Origin of the sequence: Roseivirga sp. (assembly GCF_049099775.1) — a bacterium.
Taxonomy (GTDB): Bacteria; Bacteroidota; Bacteroidia; order Cytophagales; family Cyclobacteriaceae; genus Roseivirga.
On the sequence record NZ_JAGDZM010000001.1, the window covers coordinates 62,383 to 81,930 of the forward strand.

The following is a 19,548-nucleotide window of genomic DNA, read 5'->3' on the forward strand; positions in this document are numbered from 1 at the left end:
CCTTTACCTAAACACCTAATACCCAAAGTCAGCTCCTTCAAGAGCTGGCTTTTTTTAGTTTAGCAACATTTTGTACTAACGAATCATCCGTTATCTTTGATTTTGAGTGACATTATTTCATGAAGCCTAAGAAGCGTAAAAGTCCTATATGCCATAATTGTAATTCTCCTCTAGAAGAGAGTTTCAATTTCTGTCCGAATTGTGGTCAATCCAATTCGGATAACAATGTGACTTTCGCAACGCTGGTTAAGGAATTTGTAGATAACTATCTGGGCATAGACTCTAAAATGGCCCATAGTGCCATCCCTTTTATGATTAAGCCTGGCAACCTAACCAATAGGTTTCAGGAAGGGAAAATCAAACATTTTATTCATCCGATCAGGCTTTATTTTGTAATGAGTCTTTTCTATTTCTTCACCATTAGCTATCTGCTTTCTGGTATTGATCTGCGCCTTATTGACGATGAGGATATTGCAGTATCAGGCGACATTAATCTTTCTGACATGATGGATGATGAAAGGTGGAACCTAGTTGCTGATAGCGTAAGACTCAGGTCGATTCCAGATACACTGGTCAATCAATTCTCAGGAATTGAAACTTTTGCTCAATTTTATGACTCAATGCGCCAAGAACTTGGCATAGATTCCGTCAATAAATATTTGATTCCAGTTAAACAGACGACCTTACCCGTAGCTAATGAGCGGCAGGTTGAAAAATTCCATCGATTGGCACGTGATAAAAGGAGAGTTAGCGACGAAGCATTTATCGACTCACTTGGTATGGGTATTGATTTTGCGGAAAGCAACTTCTTAGATGAGAGTCAAAAAAAGCACTTTTTCAGTCAGGTAAGAAAGATATTTGAGAACGATGAAGGTTTCAAAGGCTTTGTATTGGGAAACCTTCCATTGATGATGTTTATCTTAATTCCATTATTCGCTGGGGTACTCAAATTCATTTATGTCCGGAGAAAACACCTATATATCAAACATGTTGTACATGCCCTTCATGTTCATTCATTTGCCTATTTGGCCTATGGATTAGGGCTTCTATTAATGTTTAAGATTTTTACAGCTGGCAACTTTCCGAACGCAGATATTACGGCTTGGCGTTGGTGGATTGGTGTTATCTCGTTTATTCTGGTAAGTACTTATGTCTACATATCATTCCTTAAGGTATATGGACAGGGTTGGTTCAAGTCACTGATCAAGTTTAACATAGTGGGTTATGTCTATTCCTTTTTCTTACTCGTATTCTTCTCCTTAGAAGTCTTTATCAGTTTTTGGTATTACAATGGATAGCTTCGAGTGATATCTTATTAGCTTCAACTATTTTAGAAACAATATCATTAGTTACAGCTTTCGAAATAAAGAGGCTTTCATACTGCGATGGCGCTATGTAAACACCGTTGTTCAGCATTTCTCTAAAGTACTTTCCAAATAGCGCAACATCGCTTGATTTTGCAGTTTCAAAGTCCACCACTTTTTGATCAGTGAAGAATAGACTGACCATAGAACCAATTCTATTCATTGTATAACCTAAGCCAAGTTCATCGAGGTTACTTTGAAAACCTTTTTCAATTTGTTCTGTAACTAGGGCGAGGTCAGTATATAATTCAGTGTCTTCTACAATTTGAGTAAGCATAGCAATTCCTGCTGCCATAGCTACCGGATTACCAGAGAGCGTTCCGGCTTGATAAACCGGGCCTTGCGGTGAAACGTAATCCATTATTTCTTTTTTACCGCCATAAGCTCCAACAGGCATTCCTCCGCCTATGATTTTTCCGAGTGTTGTAATATCTGCATGAACATTGAAGACTCCCTGAGCACCGGCTTGTGATAATCTAAATCCGGTCATTACTTCATCAAAAATTAGCACTATGCCTTCTTGATCACATATGGTTCTTAATCCTTCTAAATATCCTTCAGCAGGTAAAACACACCCCATATTACCCGCTACAGGTTCTACAATGATCGCCGCCACTTGATCTTTATTGGCTTGAACTATTTCATTGACGCTGGATAAATCGTTGAATGGTGCAGTGAGTGTATCTTTCGCCACGCCCTTTGTAACACCTGGGCTATCTGGCTGGCCTAAGGTAATGGCGCCGCTACCTGCTGCAATAAGAAACGAATCTCCATGCCCGTGGTAGCATCCTTCAAATTTGATGATTTTGTCGCGCCCTGTATATCCACGCGCCAGACGAATGGCTGACATGGTAGCTTCTGTTCCAGAGTTTACCATTCTTACCTTCTCAATACTTGGCACCATGCTACAGATGAGCTTAGCCATATCCACTTCTATGGATGTAGGCGCACCAAATGACAGTGAATTTGAGATTGCTTCAGCAACTGCAGCTTGTATTTTCTCGTTTCCGTGCCCCAAAATCATTGGCCCCCAAGAGTTGATCAACTCTACAAACTGAGTATCATCTTGATCGGTGATATAAGCGCCCTTGGCTGATTTGATAAATAGTGGGTTGCCTCCTACTGCTTTGAAAGCACGTACAGGTGAATTTACGCCTCCAGGAATAAAGTTTTGAGCCTCTTCGAAAAGACGCTGGCTATTTGAATGCTTACTCATAATTAATATTTTTCAACAGGTACAACTACTCCTTCTTTCATTCTAAGAACAGGTGTATAGCGGTTGTCATTCGAAAACTTGTAGTCGAACTGATTTGTTAATTCACCAGAAACAGAAGCTTTCCTTTTTAGCCCTAGCTGAAAATACTTTCCATACTGGTGAAGTAACCTACCGAAGGTAACAGTGATATCGTATCCGATATATGCATCTCCTAACCGATCTTCTTTGACCGGCGTGGATAAATATTCATTCACATAAAGTTCTCTGAAAGTTGCTACAGCTTCGCTTGAATAATCAATCAGGTTAGACCCAATGAAAGTGGCGCTTAACCGCTCTAATTGATCGAAAGAGATAGAACTTTCAGTTGTTAAAAACCTAGAAGAGGAAAGATAATCTACGGTATCTGGCCTACTTTCTATCCCACTCAGTGCACTTGATGCTAAAGAAGAGTAATCAGATGCAATGAATACGTGACCAATACTATCTGGCAATATTTTCAACGTATCATAAACGAAATCTCTTGGACGATAAATTTCCCAATCTTCCTCTCCTGCTTCTCTTAGAGAGTCCATTTCGGCAATCATATTGGCTACAACCGCAGAATCTTTGTCTTGCTCGTGTTCTTCTGATAATAAGGTTTGGATATACACCGATTCGTTCTCTCTTACTTCCTGAAAAATAGTCACATTGAATGAGTCTTTTTCAATGATCTGCCTGTATAAATCGGCTCTTGATTTATCGGCAAACCCACTATAAAAAACGGCGGCATTCTTATTTCTGGTAAAGTTTTCTTTTGCGTATTCTGCGGCTTTTATAGCCAAAGATTCGTTGCTAGGGTAATACAAAAAGGCAAAAGGATTATTAACTAAAATATCGCTATTCGATGATAGCGGATTGATCATATTGATTTTTTTGTTTTTCGAAAAACTGCTCATCAGTTGAACGGCACTTTGGGTAACAGGGCCAATAATGAGGTCAAGGTCATCAAAGTCTCCATTTCTCACCATTTCAAAGAGTCTATCCTGGCTATTTCTCGTATCAATAGTAATCAGGTTTACATCAACACCTTCATCCGCAAGTTTTTCAACACCTAATCTAACGCCTTGATACATACGAGTAGTCCAAGCCGTCATTGACCTAACAAGACGGGCAGAATCACTGCTGTAAGCAAATGGCAGAAATAGACCAACGTTGTATACCGACTTTTTAGGAGAGAATTCTATACCATCTATTCCTAAATCTAAATTGAGCGCATATGTCGATTGAAGCTCGTTGAGTAAATCGATGTCCTGATTTTCTATGTCTAGGGACAAGATACCATTCGCCAGTTTTGAGGCCAGGAGATTATCTTCCGGATACTCAGCCAACAAGCCTTTTAGAATAGCCATATCTACATCGCCAAGCAGTGCTTTGCTTTTTACAGCATTCTTTTGTGCCTGATCTATATTTTTTGCATTGGCGAGATAGCTAAAGGTGTCATTTAAGTTACCTCTTTCAGCTGCCAAAAACCCTAGCCAATAATTAACATCATCCGTAACCTGCCATTCTGGGTATTTCTTTAGCACCTGCAAGAACATGTTCTTGGCCGACACATTATCACCAGATTTATGCGCGGATATGGCATAGAAATAGGAGGCATATTTTACCATATCACCTGATTCATCAAGTGAAGTGATAGGGGCAAACTTACCCAAGGCCAAGGCATATTGTTCTTGGTCGAAGAGTTTTTTGCCTTCCTCGAAAAGTGCTTTTACATTTTGTCCTGCTGCCTGAAACAGGCAAAAGAACACTAATGTAATTGCCAATAAGGATTTTCGCATTACTCCCATTCTATCGTTGCTGGTGGTTTAGAGCTGATGTCATACACCACTCTATTTACTCCTTTTACTTTGTTTATAATTTCGTTTGAAACGTCTTGCAAGAAATCATACGGTAAGTGACTCCAATCTGCTGTCATACCGTCTACGCTGGTTACCGCACGAAGCGCAACTACACGTTCGTAAGTTCGCTCATCACCCATTACCCCTACAGACTGCACTGGCAACAACATAGAGCCCGCCTGCCATACTTCATCATAAAGGCCTCTTTTCTTTAAGCCCTCAACAAAAATATAGTCAACGTCTTGTAGAATGGCTACTTTTTCAGCAGTTACATCTCCTAAAATTCTGATGCCTAATCCTGGACCTGGGAAAGGGTGACGCCCTAAAATATTCTGATCAATATTTAGGCTTCTACCTACATTTCTTACACCGTCTTTGAATAGTGTTTTGAGTGGTTCAACTACCTTCAAATTCATCTTTTCCGGTAACCCCCCAACGTTGTGATGCGATTTTATTGTTGCCGAAGGTCCTTTAACAGATACCGACTCAATGATATCCGGATAAATAGTGCCTTGGCCCAACCACTTCACATTTGTTATCTTCTGTGCTTCCTGATCGAATACTTCTATAAATACTCTTCCAATGGCCTTTCTTTTACCTTCCGGATCTGAAATTCCTTTTAAAGCTGTATAGAACTGGTCTTTGGCATCAACTCCTTTAACATTTAAACCCATGCCTTGATAAGACGCTAAAACAGATTCAAATTCATGTTTTCTGAGTAAGCCATTATCAACAAAAATGCAATGAAGGTTATCACCAATTGCTCGGTTAATCAAAATAGCAGCCACGGAAGAATCAACTCCTCCTGAAAGGCCCAGTACTACCTTATCATCACCTAGCTGTTCTTTAAGTTCTGCAATCGCGGTCTCTGCAAACATATCTGGTGTCCAGTCTTGCGAACAATTACAGATATCAACAAGAAAATTTCTTAGGAGAGTTTTACCTTCTTCAGAATGCGTTACCTCTGGATGAAACTGAATTCCGTAGGTTTTTTCGTCTTTTACTTTATAAGCTGCCATTTCCACACTCGCAGTACTAGCTATTATCTCAAAGTTTTCTGGCAATACGGAGATGGTATCTGCGTGAGACATCCATACTTGAGAATCGAGGCTAATATCTTTGAGTAATTCAGATTGGCTATCGACCCTACTTAATCTTGCACGACCGTATTCCCTGATCTCAGAAGGCATTACATTACCTCCGAATTTCTGAGCCATAAGTTGGGCACCATAACAAATTCCTAATATGGGTATTTTACCTCTAAATTGGTCAAGGTCTAAATCGGGTGCATCTTTCTCTCTTACCGAACACGGACTACCCGATAAGATGACTCCTTTTATGTCGGGAGATATTTCTGGAATGTTGTTAAAAGGATGTATTTCACAATATACATCAAGCTCTCGAACTCTTCTGGCTATGAGTTGGGTGTACTGGGAACCAAAGTCGAGAATCAGTATCTGTTCTGCCATGCGCAAAAATAATATTAGCCCTGACTAATCACTAATATTTACGGAGTATTTCTAGTCTAAAAGAGGCCAATTATCTGGTCAAAAAAGAATAAGCCATAATTCGCCATATCAGCTGACTTATTCAGACCGCAAGGATTCCGCCGGATTAGCCTTTGCTGCTCTAAAAGAAAGATAACTCACTGACAACCATGATAAAACAATTGTGATCAATAAACCCAAAATGAAAACATGAGGTTTGATACTTATACTGTAGACAAAATTATCTAACCAATCATCCATAGCATAATAGGCAATTGGAATCGACACTAATGCAGCGATAACAATCAACCTCAAGTAATCTTTTGAAAGGAGACTTACTATGGTACCGATTGAGGCACCAAGTACTTTTCTTACTCCGATTTCTTTGGCCCTTCGCTGCGTTGTAAAAGCAACTAAGCCAATAAGCCCTAAACAAGAAACGAGGATTGCTATTGAGGAAAATATTTTAAATACAATGGAAAAATATTGATCTGATTTATAATACTGATCTATTTTATCATCCAAGAACTCATAGTCGAAAGGGTACTCAGGGACAATATTTGACCAGACATCTTCTAATCGCGCCAGCGTGTTAGCCTTGTCTCCTTCGGCCAAACGAACTGCTATGTTCCAGTAATCGTATTGAGGATTCTCGCTTTCGTGCATAACTAAAGGCTCGATTTCATTTCGCATAGATTTAAAATGGTAATCTTTAACGATTCCGATGATGGTACCCTCTTGACCATTTCGATTTATTGCTATTCCTAGAGGCTCTGCCAGTCCAAAATGCTTTACAAACGTTTCATTAACTACGAAACCTTTTGCTCTATCTGTAGCATATTCTGCAGAAAACCAACGCCCTTCAATCATGGTCAGCCCCAATGTTTTGTGAAAATCATCACCAACAGCCAGAACCTGAAGCATTTGATTATTATTCTCGACGCCTTCTGTACCCACAACAATACGATTGCCCGGCATATTTCCATCGCCTAGAGAATTACCTGTAAGGGAAGCGGCTATTACACCACTTTCCTTGATAATTTCATCATAAACCAATTCACCATATTTAGTCGCTATTTTGTAATCAAGTGTCAAGTAAACTACTTGTTCTTTTTCAAACCCTAAATCCTTTTTGCTCATAAAATTCATCTGACCGGAAATGATGAGCGTTGCAACTATAAGAGTGATAGAGGTAATGTATTGAACGGTTACTAGAAACTTCCTTAACAATCCTCCGCCTGAATTGACTGCTCCACCTCCTCTTAATAATTGATTAGGCTTCATGCGCGAGAGATACCATCCAGGGTAAATACCGCAGACAAGACTGATAAGCAGGGCAAGCACAAAAAACATCACAAGTTCAGTAGTACTTTCTGTAAAGTTTAAACCCAAATGCAGTGAAAATCTTGCATTCAAAACAGGGACAAAAACCAAGACTAAAACCAAGGCAAGGACCAAACTCAAGCATGAAATCAAAGTGCCCTCAACAAAAAATTGTGTTAAGAACTGGCGTCGTCTTGCTCCAATAACTTTCCTTACGCCAACCTCTTTCAATCTAATCGAGGCTTGTGCTGTTGTCAGGTTGACATAATTAATACAAGCAATGAACACAATAATTAAACCCACGAGTACAAACAGTCTTAATTGAGCAGAACTACCTTCTGAACCAATCTCAAAACCCTTTCTATTCAAATGAATATCAGAAATGGGCTGTAAATAGTGTTTATACCATATATTCTTCCCAAATCGCTCTTCTATGAGGCTGTTAATTTTTAGTTCTGCATCTGCAACCGACACTCCCTTACTAAGTTTTACATAAGCTGAACCATTAATAGAAGTCCAAGTAGGCTTGTTTCCTGAAAATCCTTCTAAGGTTTTATTTGAAATTAGAAACCCAAAGTCAGTCCAACGCGTTTCCGCAAAATGTGTATTTGGAGGAAGGTCTTTATATACGGCTACTACTTCTAATTTCAACTGTTTATCATTGACTTTTACATCTACGATTTCTCCAACCGGACTAGTTTCTCCAAATATACTCTTAGCCTGAGTCTCGGAAACAATGATGGTATTCAACTTGGTGAAAACGTTGGCAATTGTCCCCTGAGCCTCCTTTAACCCCATCATTTTCGGGAAATCATCTTCTACTGCAGAAATTAGGTTATTGAAGAATACACCATCACTCCATTTTAATGGCTGATTAAGAATAGCCAAAAACAAACCAGATGAAGCTTCGATCTCTGGAATATTTGCCTTAACCTCAGGGATTAGTTTGGACGAGACAGACGTCATGTGCGTTGGCGTCTGCCCCAAATTAGAAATCGTGTTTACCCGATACAATCGATCCAAATCGGGATATTGCTTATCATAAGAGTTTTCAAATTTTAAATACAAACCGATTATAAGTGCGGCTGTCAAAGAAATAACTAATCCGAAAATATTAATAGTGGCATTAACCTTGTATCTCGTAAGGTTTCTTAAAGCAATTTTTAAATAGTTCTGTAACATATCTATTGTGTTTGGCTGACTAAGCCTTTTGAGTTTATTGACCTCTGTTTTTGACTCGAAGCTCATAGAATCTAGCACCTCTTCGAGCGCACATTCAAAGGCTATACCCCGAACCATCATGTCTTCGATTTCACAAGAGATATAATCAATAAGCTCTTCTTCAATCGAAAAGCTCTTGATATTTCTCTGCCTGACCTTTCTTGTTATTATGTTAACTTGGCTTTTAGTCACCATCGGTAATCATAATTAGGTTCATCATTTTTGCGAATTGGAAGTACTCTTCGATTTTAACGCGCGCTGTTTCAGCACCGGCTTCGGTTAAAGAGTAATATTTCCTAATTCTGTTATCTACTTCTTGAGATTTAGTAATGACAATTCCTTCTTTTTCCAACTTATGTAGCGTCGGATAAAGTGCTCCAAAAGTGAGGTTAATTTCATTAGATGAAATCTCCTTTACTCTTTGCGTTATTTCATACCCGTACATCTGCCCATTTTCTGAAAGCAACTTCAAGATTATTGTTCTAAGTGTACCTCTTATCAGTTCTTTTGAATACATATTTTTTATATAAGAAAACACAATATATAATTTTCTTATATATTATCGCTAAAGCCTATAGATTTTAATTTTAGATCATAGAATATGAAAGGAGATACAAGGGTAATTTGCTGAAAATGAGCACACATGATATCCGAACAATATTCCGATATATCATATATATAAAATATTATTCTGAATATGAAACATATTACAGTTGTAATCCGTATATACTACTGTGTTTCGGAATAGAAACATCTAATCTTAAAAACCATGAAAACTTTTTTCCCATTTCAGATTCCTCAAAAATCAAGCACTTGCTTGAGTCGGGATTATTGGGAAATCCTTTCAGAACCTCCATCGAGGAACATTAGATTTTCTAAAGAGAATCGATTTTAAAAACACTACCAACATAAGAAGCTCATATCTTCTAGGAAGTGTTGGACACTTCGATAATTCCTTTTCGCATAATGAGTTATTTGAACCCAGGAAATAACTGGGCCAAATGACATTGAGATAGCCTTCAGCAGCTATCAAATACACTACCATTTTATACAACCATCGCACTTGCCAAACGGGCAGGTCAGTAAAACTATGTTTCATCTCAAAACTTACAACTATGATACTTTTCGGAATCATTTTATTAATCATCGGATTAATCACTCTTATCATTAGACCACTCCTTTCTGATGAAGACCAATTCAAGGAGAATAACTCTGGCCATTTAGAAAAGATAAAGTCTAAATCGCCGACCTGGCTGCTCATGTTTAGTCGAAGGGTTTCAATTGCTATAATTATTTCAGGCCTAACCTTAGTTACATTGCCTAATTTGTTTTTCTGGGCAGAACCTGGTTATCAATACTTTCTAGTTTACCCAAACGGTAAAAAGAGCGCTATTATGACTGAAGGAATTAAGTTTAGAGGTTTTGCGAAGATAACCCCTTGGCAAAAGTTTATCGATGTAAAAGTTGTTAACCCCGGAGATGACACGGACGACATTGAAGGTCAAATGGACCCAATTCCCATACGATTCATCGACCAAGTCACCGCTACAACAAAGCTATCAACTCGTTTTCAGCTACCTGCAGACAAGGAGTCTTTCATCGAGTTGGCTATCGAGTTCCGTAGCTTACAAAATCTTGCACAAAACACCTTAATACCTACGGTAAGAGAGGTTGTTTCTAACACAGGATATATGTTTGCTGCCCAGGATTATATCTCAGGTTCGGCATCTGACTTTAGGGTGTCAATTGAAGAGCAATTAAAGGATGGTGCTTTTAGTGTTGAAAAGACAGAATATCGTGACACTATCATCACTGCGATAGAACAAGGTGAGCGTGAGATCAAAGAGGTGCAGACGCGCTATGAAGTGAACAAGCGTAAGGACGAAAATGGTCTTTTCATTAGAATCCCACACGACATCAATGAGAACAATATAATTGTCGCTCAGGTAATTGTGGATGATGTGGTTCTAGAACAAGTCTTTAAACAGCGACTTGAAGCACAACGTGATGAATCTGCTAAACGTCAGCTAGAGCAGCAGAAAATTAAAACTGCCAAAGATGCTCAGGCAAGGATTATTGCCGAAGGTGAGCGTGACAAAGCGGGCGAGCGTGTAACACAGGAAAAAGAGCAAGTTAAAGCCTTGATTTCTATTGAAACGAAGCTAAAACAGGAGGAAACTAATAAGAAGTTAGCCGCCATTGCACTAGAAACTGAGCGTTTAAAGGCCACTGCCCAAAAAGTAAAGGCAGATGCTGAATCTTACCAAAACGCGAAACTCGTTTCTGCGGGTTTGACCCCTCAGCAGGAAGCGGAATTGCAAAAGCAAATTGCAATTGGAGTTGCCCAACAGGTTGCCAAGATTAAATTTCCAACGACAATGATAATATCAGGTGGTGGAGATGACGGCGGCACTCCTTTAGAAGCTTTAATTGGCGCGGCCATGACCAAACAGTTGACCAGCTCCGGTAAGGGAGGCAACTAGACTAAGGCGAGCTTCGGCTCGCTTTTTTTATTTTAAATATTACTCAATTGTTTTGAAGAAATGACGGTAACCTATCGTCACCGTTTGCCAACCCCAGCTATTTAAACCAACATTAAAATTTGAATATAGGGCAATATGTTTGCTGAGCCTATATTGAATTTGGTTACGCCAAGCACTCGGTGTATCACGGTTTTGAATATACCCGTGGTAACCAGAGACATCACTGGCAACAAGCCATTTCCCTTTCATCCACTCTAAACCGACCCCATAAGTTCCAGCGTCATTTTGAAAGAAATCCGAACCATTGGGCAAGCCATTTTTATTGGTTTGCCATGTATAAAACCCAAGCATCCCTTTCAGCAAAAGGCTACTATCATCTGTTTTAATTATGGTTTTGCTCACTGTGGCTTCCCAAAAGAACATACTCGCATCGGTAAAACGTGCATTGCTTACATTTCCCCCAGTAGTGGTCTTTGAATGGGCTCTAAAGGTAATATTCGGCATGCGTGACTTATCTTCATTGGCAATCCTCAGTATTATACCAAAAGCAGTATCTCCTGTATTCCAACCAATCCCACTACGGCTTCTCATTCTACGTTCATCTCGAATTTCATCGGTCACTTCCCAATATTCCCAGGCAATACTTTGCACGTAGAGCAAGGCTTTATCCTTGGCCAAGGGTATATTAAATTCAGACCAGTTATTGATCGTATTATCTCCCCTTCCATAATGATATTCGAACGTATTTTCAGACCATAACTCATTGTCAATCTTACCATTTCGGAGCACTGGGATTCTTATAGCATTCGGCCCAAAATAACCAGGCGAAATACTCACGTACCGATCTCTATCCGTACCGGCGGCATTAGGATAATCATGTAGTGTATCCCACCAATCAAGGTTTTGGCCTGAGAGCTGCTGGGCCATTAGGATAATGAAAAGGCAAAAAATCTTTCTCATGGGTGAGTTTGTGTTCCGAAAGTAAAACATCGGTGGCTAAAAGCGGAAAAAATTAACACCTAAGTGTTGATTAATGATTCTAAAAGTCACTTCTATATCAATTTGGTATAGAGATAGCCGTAGTTTGAAGAGCAATCACACCTACTTGTCGATTGATAAAAAAGACTTGTTAACTAGTCTATTCCCCTCACTGTCTTATCATTAAGCAACAACGTAAGACCATGAAAACAATTCAAAAACAACAAACCATAAGGATAAGCTTATTCACCTTATTCGCCATTACTTTATTCCAATTCGGTGGCTATGCACAAAGTACACAACAACAGGGCATCACGGTACCGAAGAAGACCATGAAAGCCTATGTAGGCAGCTATGAGATGCAAAAAGATACTTTCCTGAAAATCAAGATTGAAAAGGAAGATCTTCAGGCCATTGGGCCCGACGACAAAGTTTATGAGTTAGTACCAATCACAAATAGCCGATTCTTTCTTAAAGCCTTCGGAGTAGATATTGAATTTGTAAAAAACGACAAAGACAAAATCACCAAGCTACTGATGATCCGTGAAGATGGCCAGCAGCTAGAGGCTATCAGAGTAGATCAATAAGATAATCAGTTTCGTTTGACCGCGATTTAGAGCAACCCTTTTGTACTTGGTAATATATCGAGTTCATCAGGGTTTCTTCTTACAGCCATTTTTATCGCTTTTGCAAAGGCCTTAAAAATAGCTTCGATTTTATGATGCTCATTATCACCTTCTACTTTGACATTTAAATTACACTTCGAAGTATCAGAAAACGACTTAAAGAAGTGCATAAACATTTCTGTTGGCATATCGCCTACCATTTCTCTTTTAAAATCTGCCTCCCAAACTAACCAAGGGCGCCCACTGAAGTCGATCGCCACCTGGGCAAGTGCTTCATCCATAGGCAATAAGAACCCATATCGATTAATCCCTTTTTTATCGCCAATAGCTTCCAGATAGGCCTCTCCTAAAGCAAGTGCTGTATCTTCAATCGTATGATGCTCATCGATGTGTAAATCTCCTTTTACTTTTATGGATAGGTCCGCTCCTGAGTGTTTACCCAATTGATCGAGCATATGATCGAAAAAGCCTAAGCCAGTCTCGTTATTACATTGCCCAGTTCCATCCAAGTTCAACTGAATCAGAATGTCTGTCTCTTTTGTTACCCGGTGAATTTCAGCGGTACGATCAGGCATTTGGAGAAATCCAAAAATTTTATCCCAATTGGTGGTCGAAAGTGCTGCGCGTTCATCGGACGCTTCTGAAACATATATCGCTTTAGCTCCTAAATTTTCAGCTAATTGAATATCTGTTTTCCGATCGCCAAGCACGTAAGAATTCCCTAGGTCATAATCACCCTCAATATATTTGGTCAATAGCCCAGTTCTTGGTTTTCTAGTAGGTGAATTTTCGACTTCAAAGGTACGGTCGATGCAGATTTCATCGAAAACCATTCCTTCTCCTTCAAGTGTTTTTAGCATCTTATTCTGAGCAGGCCAAAAAGTATCTTCTGGAAAAGAATCTGTACCCAACCCATCTTGGTTGGTCACCATTACGAGCTCGTAATCTAGCTGTTCGGCGATTTTTCTTAGGTTAGAAATAGCACCTGGTAAGAATTCTAGTTTCTCCAAAGAGTCAATCTGAAAATCAACTGGTGGCTCAACGATTATTGTTCCGTCTCTATCTATAAAAAGTACTTTTTTCATGCTCTATTTGCCTAATTCTTTCAATGTCTGGATTAAAACCCTATTCTCGGATTTTGTACCAACAGTAATTCTAATTCCTTCTTCGCACAGCGCCACTTTCGAGCGATCGCGTAGTATAATTTGGTGACCGATTAAATCTTCATAGAGTTGACGTGCATTTCCCGTTTTCACTAGGAAGAAGTTCGCATCTGTTGGATAGACTTTTTCGATAATAGCTAAGCCTTCTAAGTCTTTTCTTAAAGCATCGCGGTTCGCAAGAATATCCTTCACCATTTTATCCTTCACCGAAACATTCTTTAAGGTCTCAAATACAGTTTCCTGCGTAAGCCCACTCAGGTTGTAAGGCGCCTTAATCTTATTCAAGATATTCAACAAGTCCTTCGAGCAAAAAGCCATTCCTAAACGTAGGGCAGCTAGCCCCCATGCCTTGCTAAAAGTTTGTAACACAATTAAGTTCGGAAACTCGTCTAAGCGATCCGTAAACGAAGCGCGATCGGTAAAATCTATATAGGCCTCATCTACGACGACTAAACCTTTGAAATTCTTTACGACCTCTTCAATTTTGGCCAAGTCCACGTCGTTTCCAGAAGGGTTGTTTGGCGAACAAATGAAAATAATTTTGGTATTGGCATCAACGGCTTTCCAAATCCCTTCCACATCAAGGTCAAAATCGCGGGTCATGAGCACTTCACGAGCAGCGACATTATTGATATCGGCACTAACCTGATACATGCCATAAGTGGGTGGGTTAATGATTACATTGTCAACACTAGGTTCACAAAAAGCGCGAAAAAGTAAATCGATAGGTTCGTCGCTACCATTTCCTAAGAAAACACAGTCTGCTTCAACCGATTTTATCTCGGCAATCCGACTTTTCAATTTTACTTGATAAGGATCGGGGTAACGGTTCCATTTTTCCTCGGTAATCGATCCGAAAGGGTTTTCATTCGCATCTAAAAAGACCCCTTCGCTCCCTTTATAGTCATCTCTCGCCGATGAATAGGGCACTAAGTTTTTAAGATGCGGCCTTAATAGCGCGTTAGGATCAAACATTATTGATAGCGTTTAATCTTAAAGTCACCGCATTTTTATGCGCTTCTAATTCCTCGGCGGCAGCCATTGTTTCAACTACCGGCCCTAATACCTTTAAGCCTTCGGGCGTGATCTCTTGATAGGTGATTTTCTTCACAAAACTATCGAGCGAAACTCCACTATACATTTTCGCATAGCCATTAGTAGGCAAGGTGTGGTTAGTTCCCGATGCATAATCACCTGCAGATTCTGGTGTATAGTTTCCTAAGAAAACAGAACCAGCATTTACAATACGGTTCGCAATATCCCATGGCTGATTTACCGATAAAATGAGGTGCTCTGCACCATATTCATTGAGTAAATCTATGGCCAAATCTTGATCTGACAGCACAATGGCCACACTATTGGTCAAAGCTTTCTCTGCAAAATCTGCCCTTGGCAAAGTTTTCAATTGTTCTGCGACGGCGGCCTTCACTGCTTTTACAATATCATCTGAAGAAGCGACGAGCACCACTTGAGAATCGACGCCATGTTCTGCTTGTGAAAGCAAATCTGCTGCTACAAAAGCAGGCTCGGCAGAATCATCGGCATAAACGGCTACTTCGGATGGGCCAGCAGGCATATCTATTGATACCCCGTATTTCATGGCCAACTGCTTAGCTGCCGTTACGTACTGGTTACCCGGACCGAATATTTTATAAACTTGAGGTACAGTTTCCGTTCCGAAAGTCATGGCGGCTACGGCCTGTGCTCCGCCTACTTTAAAAATTTTATCGATACCGACTAGTTGTGCAGTGTAAAGTATGGCTGGGTGAACTGCACCTGATTGATCAGGCGGAGTACAAAGGACTAACTCTCTACAACCAGCAATTTTAGCCGGCACCGCCAACATTAAAACCGTAGAAAATAACGGTGCTGTTCCACCTGGTATGTATAAACCTACTTTGTCAATACCTACAGATTTTCTGTAGCAATTAACGCCAGGCATAGTTTCTACTTTCGCGAAATCATCTTTCTGTGCTTCGTGGAAGATCTCAATATTATTTTTAGCTACCGCAATGGCCTGTTTCAAGGTATCGTCTACCAAATTGATGGCCGTACTGATCTCTGATTCTGTTACTTGAATAGCCGACAAAGTAACCTTGTCAAACTTTTCGGTGAATTCTCGTAAGGCCTCGTCACCTCGGGATTGAACGGCTTCCATCACAGGTTTCACCAAACGCTCGATGGACTCTAAATCCATGGTAGGTCTTTCCAAGAGGCCTGCCCAAGTTGATCTGGCTGGGTTGATTACCGTTTTCATAGAATCATTTTTTCAATTGGCACTACCAATATCCCTTCGGCACCAGCTTCGCGAAGTGCTTCAATAATTTCCCAGAAATCGTCTTCCTGAATTACCGTGTGCACAGAACTCCAACCTTCATCGGCCAGCGGCATTACCGTTGGACTTTTCATACCCGGAAGAATGTCAATGATCTGCTGAATAGCTTCATTGCGCACATTCATTAAAATGTACTTGTTGTTTTTTGCGGCTTGGACCGACTCAATTCTGAAAACAAACCGATCAAGAATTGCTCTCTTTTCAGCACTTAAATTCTTATTGGCTAAAAGCACTGCTTCGGACTTGTAGATTACCTCCACTTCCTTTAGCCCATTACTCATTAAAGTAGACCCTGAACTCACGATATCGCAGATACCATAAGCTAAACCAATGCTCGGCGCAATTTCTACCGACCCACTGATCTCATTAATTTCAGCGTTGACGTTTTTTGACTTTAGATAGTCTCCTAAAATCTTTGGGTAAGAGGTAGCCAAGCTCTTGCCTTCAAAATCTTGTACCCCATTATAAGTTTCGTTTTTATCGATCGCCAAAGACAATCTACATTTCGAAAAGCCGAGGTTTTTCACCGTGTCGACATCCTTATTTTTCTCCTCAGCTTCATTGCCACCTACTATACCGATATCGGCAATACCATCCTGAACGTAACCTGGAATATCGTCATCTCTTAAGAAGAGAAATTCCATTGGAAAGTTGGTTGAATTGGCTTTTAACTTGCCTGCACCGTTATTGAATTTGATGCCACACTCTTTTATCAATTTTAAAGAATCATCACTTAAACGACCCTTTTTCTGTACTGCTATGCGTAATGTATTATCCATCTGGATGTAAGAACTGTAATTAATGAAAAATGATTTAATAAAGTTGGGAATTCTTGCGACCGCGTAGGCCACATAAGTTTACATGCATCTCAAACGAGATGATGGAAGTGATGTGCATGAGCTGCGCTGAGTGCGATATGTGAATTTGCGTACATCAAGTGCAAAGATAGTTGTCACTTATAATTCCACAAGCCCGCCCATCAAAAGATTTTGTAATTGAGTGCAGTAGTTCTCCTCTTTAACTGAAAGATCTGCCGCCAGATCAATAAGGTTTTAGTTCTGAAACATCCTTGCTGTGATAGAGACTAATCATTATAATAAAATACTAAACCCTACAATTTATTCCTGCTTTATGTCTATTTTAAACATTCTTCAAAAAATGTTAGGCAGATTAGGGCTGTGACACATAAGACAAAAACCAATCGATGAAACAAGTAGTAGCATTTGCAGATGAATTTGGGAATAACTCTTTCGATTTTAAAGAACAAGGAAGTCATTTCATAGTTGCTAGCGTAATAATTAATAAGGATGAACTTAAAACGGTTAATCAACAACTTGAGGAAATAAGAAAAAAGTTTTTTCAAACTGGCGAAATCAAATCAAACAAAGTCAAATACAACCATAAAAGAAGAATCTTAATTCTAAAAGAATTATCTAAAATCAATTATTCTGTTTACGCGGTAGTTGTAGACAAAAGCAAGTTATTCGGGGAAGGATTTCGATACAAAAAGTCATTCTATAAGTATCTAAATGGTATACTTTACAAAGAATTATATAGAACCTTTCCACAATTAGAACTAAAAGTTGATGAACATGGAGGAAATGACTTCATGCGAAGCTTTAAAAAGTATGTAGAAAAAAATCATATTCGATCTTTGTTTTCAGGTTCAGAATTTTATGTACGAAAAAGCCATAACGAATTAGGTGTTCAATTAGCTGATTTTATGGCTGGTACGTTGGGTTATATATTTGACGCATTGAAAAAATCGGATCAATCGGATAATTTCAGACAACTATTACAATCAAAGCTCATTAGCCTGAATTATTTCCCAAAAAAATTTGACCCTAAGGAATTAAATGAAAATGACATTTTTTCTGAATACGATGAAACCATTTCTACTTTAAGTATAAACCGGGTCAATGATTTTATTGAAAAAACCACAGGGAGTAATCAAGATGATAGAGATCGTTTAAATTTTTTAAAGCTTCTCCTTTTGTTTCATCAGTCTAATCATCACAAAAAGTACACTACATCTCATGAATTTATAAATCATTTAAATGTTAATCGTGAGAAAAGAATATCTAAAGAGCAATTTGGCAGCAAAATAGTTGGCGCTTTAAGAGACAAAGGAATTCTAATTGCAAGTAGTAGAGATGGATATAAGATACCTACGACCGCTATAGATATGAAAAGGTTTATTAATCATGGGAAAAGCATTATTCTTCCTATGCTTCGTAGAATTGAGGAATGTCGAAATGCAATTCTATTGGCAACGACAAATGAATACGATATACTCGAAGAAAATGAGTTTAGGAAACTAAAGAAAATAATAGAAAGCGTACGCCAATAGTCTATATAACCAATAGAAACAATGAATAAAAAATATCGTCTTTCTTGCAACCTACTTCTCGGCAGATAGGTTGTCATGTACAATTAAACCAAAACGACGTTTTAACCTCTCAAAATTTAAGATGGATATTTTTACAGACAGAAAACTATACCCCTCTGAAGAAGAGCACCTAAAAAAGCACTTCTCAACGTATTATTCTACAGTATTCATTTCCTTTCTTCCGTTTTTTAAAGTCTTAAACAACGGAAATAGTGAGGCTATATCGGCTACGAAAAAAACATCAAATGAAGACATCAAATCTAAATTTCCTGAAATTGTTGGTCTTCCTATTGATAACGCTCAAGCATACATAAAAAACAATGAATACCCTGACAATCAGACCATTCTACAGGAAGCTGAAGTAATTAGCTGGAACGATGTTATTTCAAATTCAGGCTTAGGTAATATCAGCGAATTAAACAAAGCGTTGAAAACATCGATAGGCAGTTATAGAAAAGAATTACAACGCCCTGATTTATCAGAAAAACTAAATATTTATACCAAAGAAAATCAGATTTGGCAGCCTACGGAAGGTTGTTTTGATGTACTCACCAAACGGAAGATTTTTCATTTTTTAAGATCACTAGGAAAAAGGGATATTATAGTCACAGATGAATTCTTTGAGCATAACTATACACTGAATTTAGATAAGCTGGAGGAACAAGCGTTCATTGAGAGAATTGCACATAAAGACTATTATATCTACCCATCAGACAAAGAAGTGATTTTTACTATCGATTGGGATAGTTTCTTTTTCGTGATAGCGACTAATACTGAAAAGGAAAATGAGATTCAAAACTCATTTGAAGGGTTCCTGGCTGACGAAAACACGACTCACTTATGGGATTGGGAGATCGGGGAAATTGATAAGATACTTGCCGCTCAAAAAGTCAAGAAAAAAGCATGGTGGAAAAGGCTAATGGATTAAATCAAATATAGACCCTCCTATCGCTCAGGTTATATTAAAAAAGCAAGAGGAAGATGATGTAGTGGTTAACACTCCAGCAGAAAGTATTAAATGGCGTATTCACAAATATAGAATACGAGAAATAATCAAAGAGCGAAGTAACCACTCCCAACAAA

At 39.0% G+C, this 19,548-nt stretch carries 15 protein-coding genes; 5 read left to right on the forward strand and 10 right to left on the reverse strand.

Annotated elements, in window-relative coordinates; translation table 11 throughout:
• Positions 1–119 precede the first annotated feature (119 nt).
• Positions 120–1,298 (forward strand): DUF3667 domain-containing protein, encoded by a 1,179-nt coding sequence (locus JXQ92_RS00290; protein ID WP_421984572.1) that lies wholly within the window; start codon positions 120–122, stop codon positions 1,296–1,298.
• Here JXQ92_RS00290 and hemL read toward each other — a convergent pair.
• The 5 genes from hemL to JXQ92_RS00315 form a co-directional block, all read right to left on the reverse strand.
• Complete coding sequence (gene hemL / locus JXQ92_RS00295) at positions 1,273–2,580, reverse strand: glutamate-1-semialdehyde 2,1-aminomutase (RefSeq protein WP_421984573.1); 1,308 nt, start codon at positions 2,578–2,580, stop codon at positions 1,273–1,275. The genes JXQ92_RS00290 and hemL overlap by 26 nt on opposite strands.
• 2 nt (positions 2,581–2,582) lie before the next feature.
• Entirely contained in the window at positions 2,583–4,400 is a 1,818-nt protein-coding gene (locus JXQ92_RS00300; RefSeq protein ID WP_421984574.1) for a hypothetical protein, read from the reverse strand.
• Positions 4,400–5,929: a glutamine-hydrolyzing GMP synthase gene (gene guaA, locus JXQ92_RS00305; RefSeq protein ID WP_421984575.1), complete on the reverse strand. Its 1,530-nt coding sequence runs from the start codon at positions 5,927–5,929 to the stop codon at positions 4,400–4,402. The genes JXQ92_RS00300 and guaA overlap by 1 nt, the downstream gene beginning before the upstream one ends.
• A gap of 117 nt (positions 5,930–6,046) precedes the next feature.
• On the reverse strand, positions 6,047–8,686 hold the full coding sequence (locus tag JXQ92_RS00310) for an FtsX-like permease family protein (RefSeq protein ID WP_421984576.1): 2,640 nt from the start codon (positions 8,684–8,686) through the stop codon (positions 6,047–6,049).
• Positions 8,676–9,008, reverse strand: coding sequence for a PadR family transcriptional regulator (locus tag JXQ92_RS00315; protein ID WP_421984577.1), 333 nt, complete (start codon positions 9,006–9,008; stop codon positions 8,676–8,678). Before JXQ92_RS00315 ends, JXQ92_RS00310 begins: the two co-directional genes overlap by 11 nt.
• A gap of 598 nt (positions 9,009–9,606) precedes the next feature.
• Between JXQ92_RS00315 and JXQ92_RS00320 the strand changes: the two genes are divergently transcribed.
• Positions 9,607–10,974: an SPFH domain-containing protein gene (locus JXQ92_RS00320; protein WP_421984578.1), complete on the forward strand. Its 1,368-nt coding sequence runs from the start codon at positions 9,607–9,609 to the stop codon at positions 10,972–10,974.
• 39 nt (positions 10,975–11,013) lie between these two features.
• On the opposite strand, the gene JXQ92_RS00325 is transcribed toward JXQ92_RS00320, so the two are convergent.
• Positions 11,014–11,934 (reverse strand): hypothetical protein, encoded by a 921-nt coding sequence (locus JXQ92_RS00325; protein WP_421984579.1) that lies wholly within the window; start codon positions 11,932–11,934, stop codon positions 11,014–11,016.
• Positions 11,935–12,155: 221 nt separating this feature from the next.
• Between JXQ92_RS00325 and JXQ92_RS00330 the strand changes: the two genes are divergently transcribed.
• On the forward strand, positions 12,156–12,539 hold the full coding sequence (locus JXQ92_RS00330; RefSeq protein WP_421984580.1) for a DUF3471 domain-containing protein: 384 nt from the start codon (positions 12,156–12,158) through the stop codon (positions 12,537–12,539).
• Between the two features lie 26 nt (positions 12,540–12,565).
• On the opposite strand, the gene hisB is transcribed toward JXQ92_RS00330, so the two are convergent.
• From hisB to hisG, 4 genes are read right to left on the reverse strand one after another with little or no spacing between them, the layout of a single operon-like run.
• Positions 12,566–13,663 (reverse strand): bifunctional histidinol-phosphatase/imidazoleglycerol-phosphate dehydratase HisB, encoded by a 1,098-nt coding sequence (gene hisB, locus JXQ92_RS00335; protein WP_421984581.1) that lies wholly within the window; start codon positions 13,661–13,663, stop codon positions 12,566–12,568.
• A gap of 3 nt (positions 13,664–13,666) precedes the next feature.
• Positions 13,667–14,716 carry a histidinol-phosphate transaminase gene (hisC, locus tag JXQ92_RS00340; RefSeq protein ID WP_421984582.1) on the reverse strand — a complete coding sequence of 350 codons (1,050 nt, stop codon included), beginning with the start codon at positions 14,714–14,716 and terminating at the stop codon, positions 13,667–13,669.
• Positions 14,709–15,998, reverse strand: a complete 1,290-nt coding sequence (hisD, locus tag JXQ92_RS00345) for a histidinol dehydrogenase (protein ID WP_421984583.1) — start codon at positions 15,996–15,998, stop codon at positions 14,709–14,711. Before hisD ends, hisC begins: the two co-directional genes overlap by 8 nt.
• Positions 15,995–16,855: an ATP phosphoribosyltransferase gene (gene hisG, locus JXQ92_RS00350; protein WP_421984584.1), complete on the reverse strand. Its 861-nt coding sequence runs from the start codon at positions 16,853–16,855 to the stop codon at positions 15,995–15,997. Before hisG ends, hisD begins: the two co-directional genes overlap by 4 nt.
• A gap of 425 nt (positions 16,856–17,280) precedes the next feature.
• On the opposite strand from hisG, the gene JXQ92_RS00355 reads away from it, so the two are divergent.
• Both JXQ92_RS00355 and JXQ92_RS00360 read left to right on the forward strand, forming a co-directional pair.
• Entirely contained in the window at positions 17,281–18,426 is a 1,146-nt protein-coding gene (locus JXQ92_RS00355; RefSeq protein ID WP_421984585.1) for a DUF3800 domain-containing protein, read from the forward strand.
• A gap of 121 nt (positions 18,427–18,547) precedes the next feature.
• Positions 18,548–19,393: a DUF2711 family protein gene (locus tag JXQ92_RS00360; RefSeq protein ID WP_421984586.1), complete on the forward strand. Its 846-nt coding sequence runs from the start codon at positions 18,548–18,550 to the stop codon at positions 19,391–19,393.
• Positions 19,394–19,548: the final 155 nt, after the last annotated feature.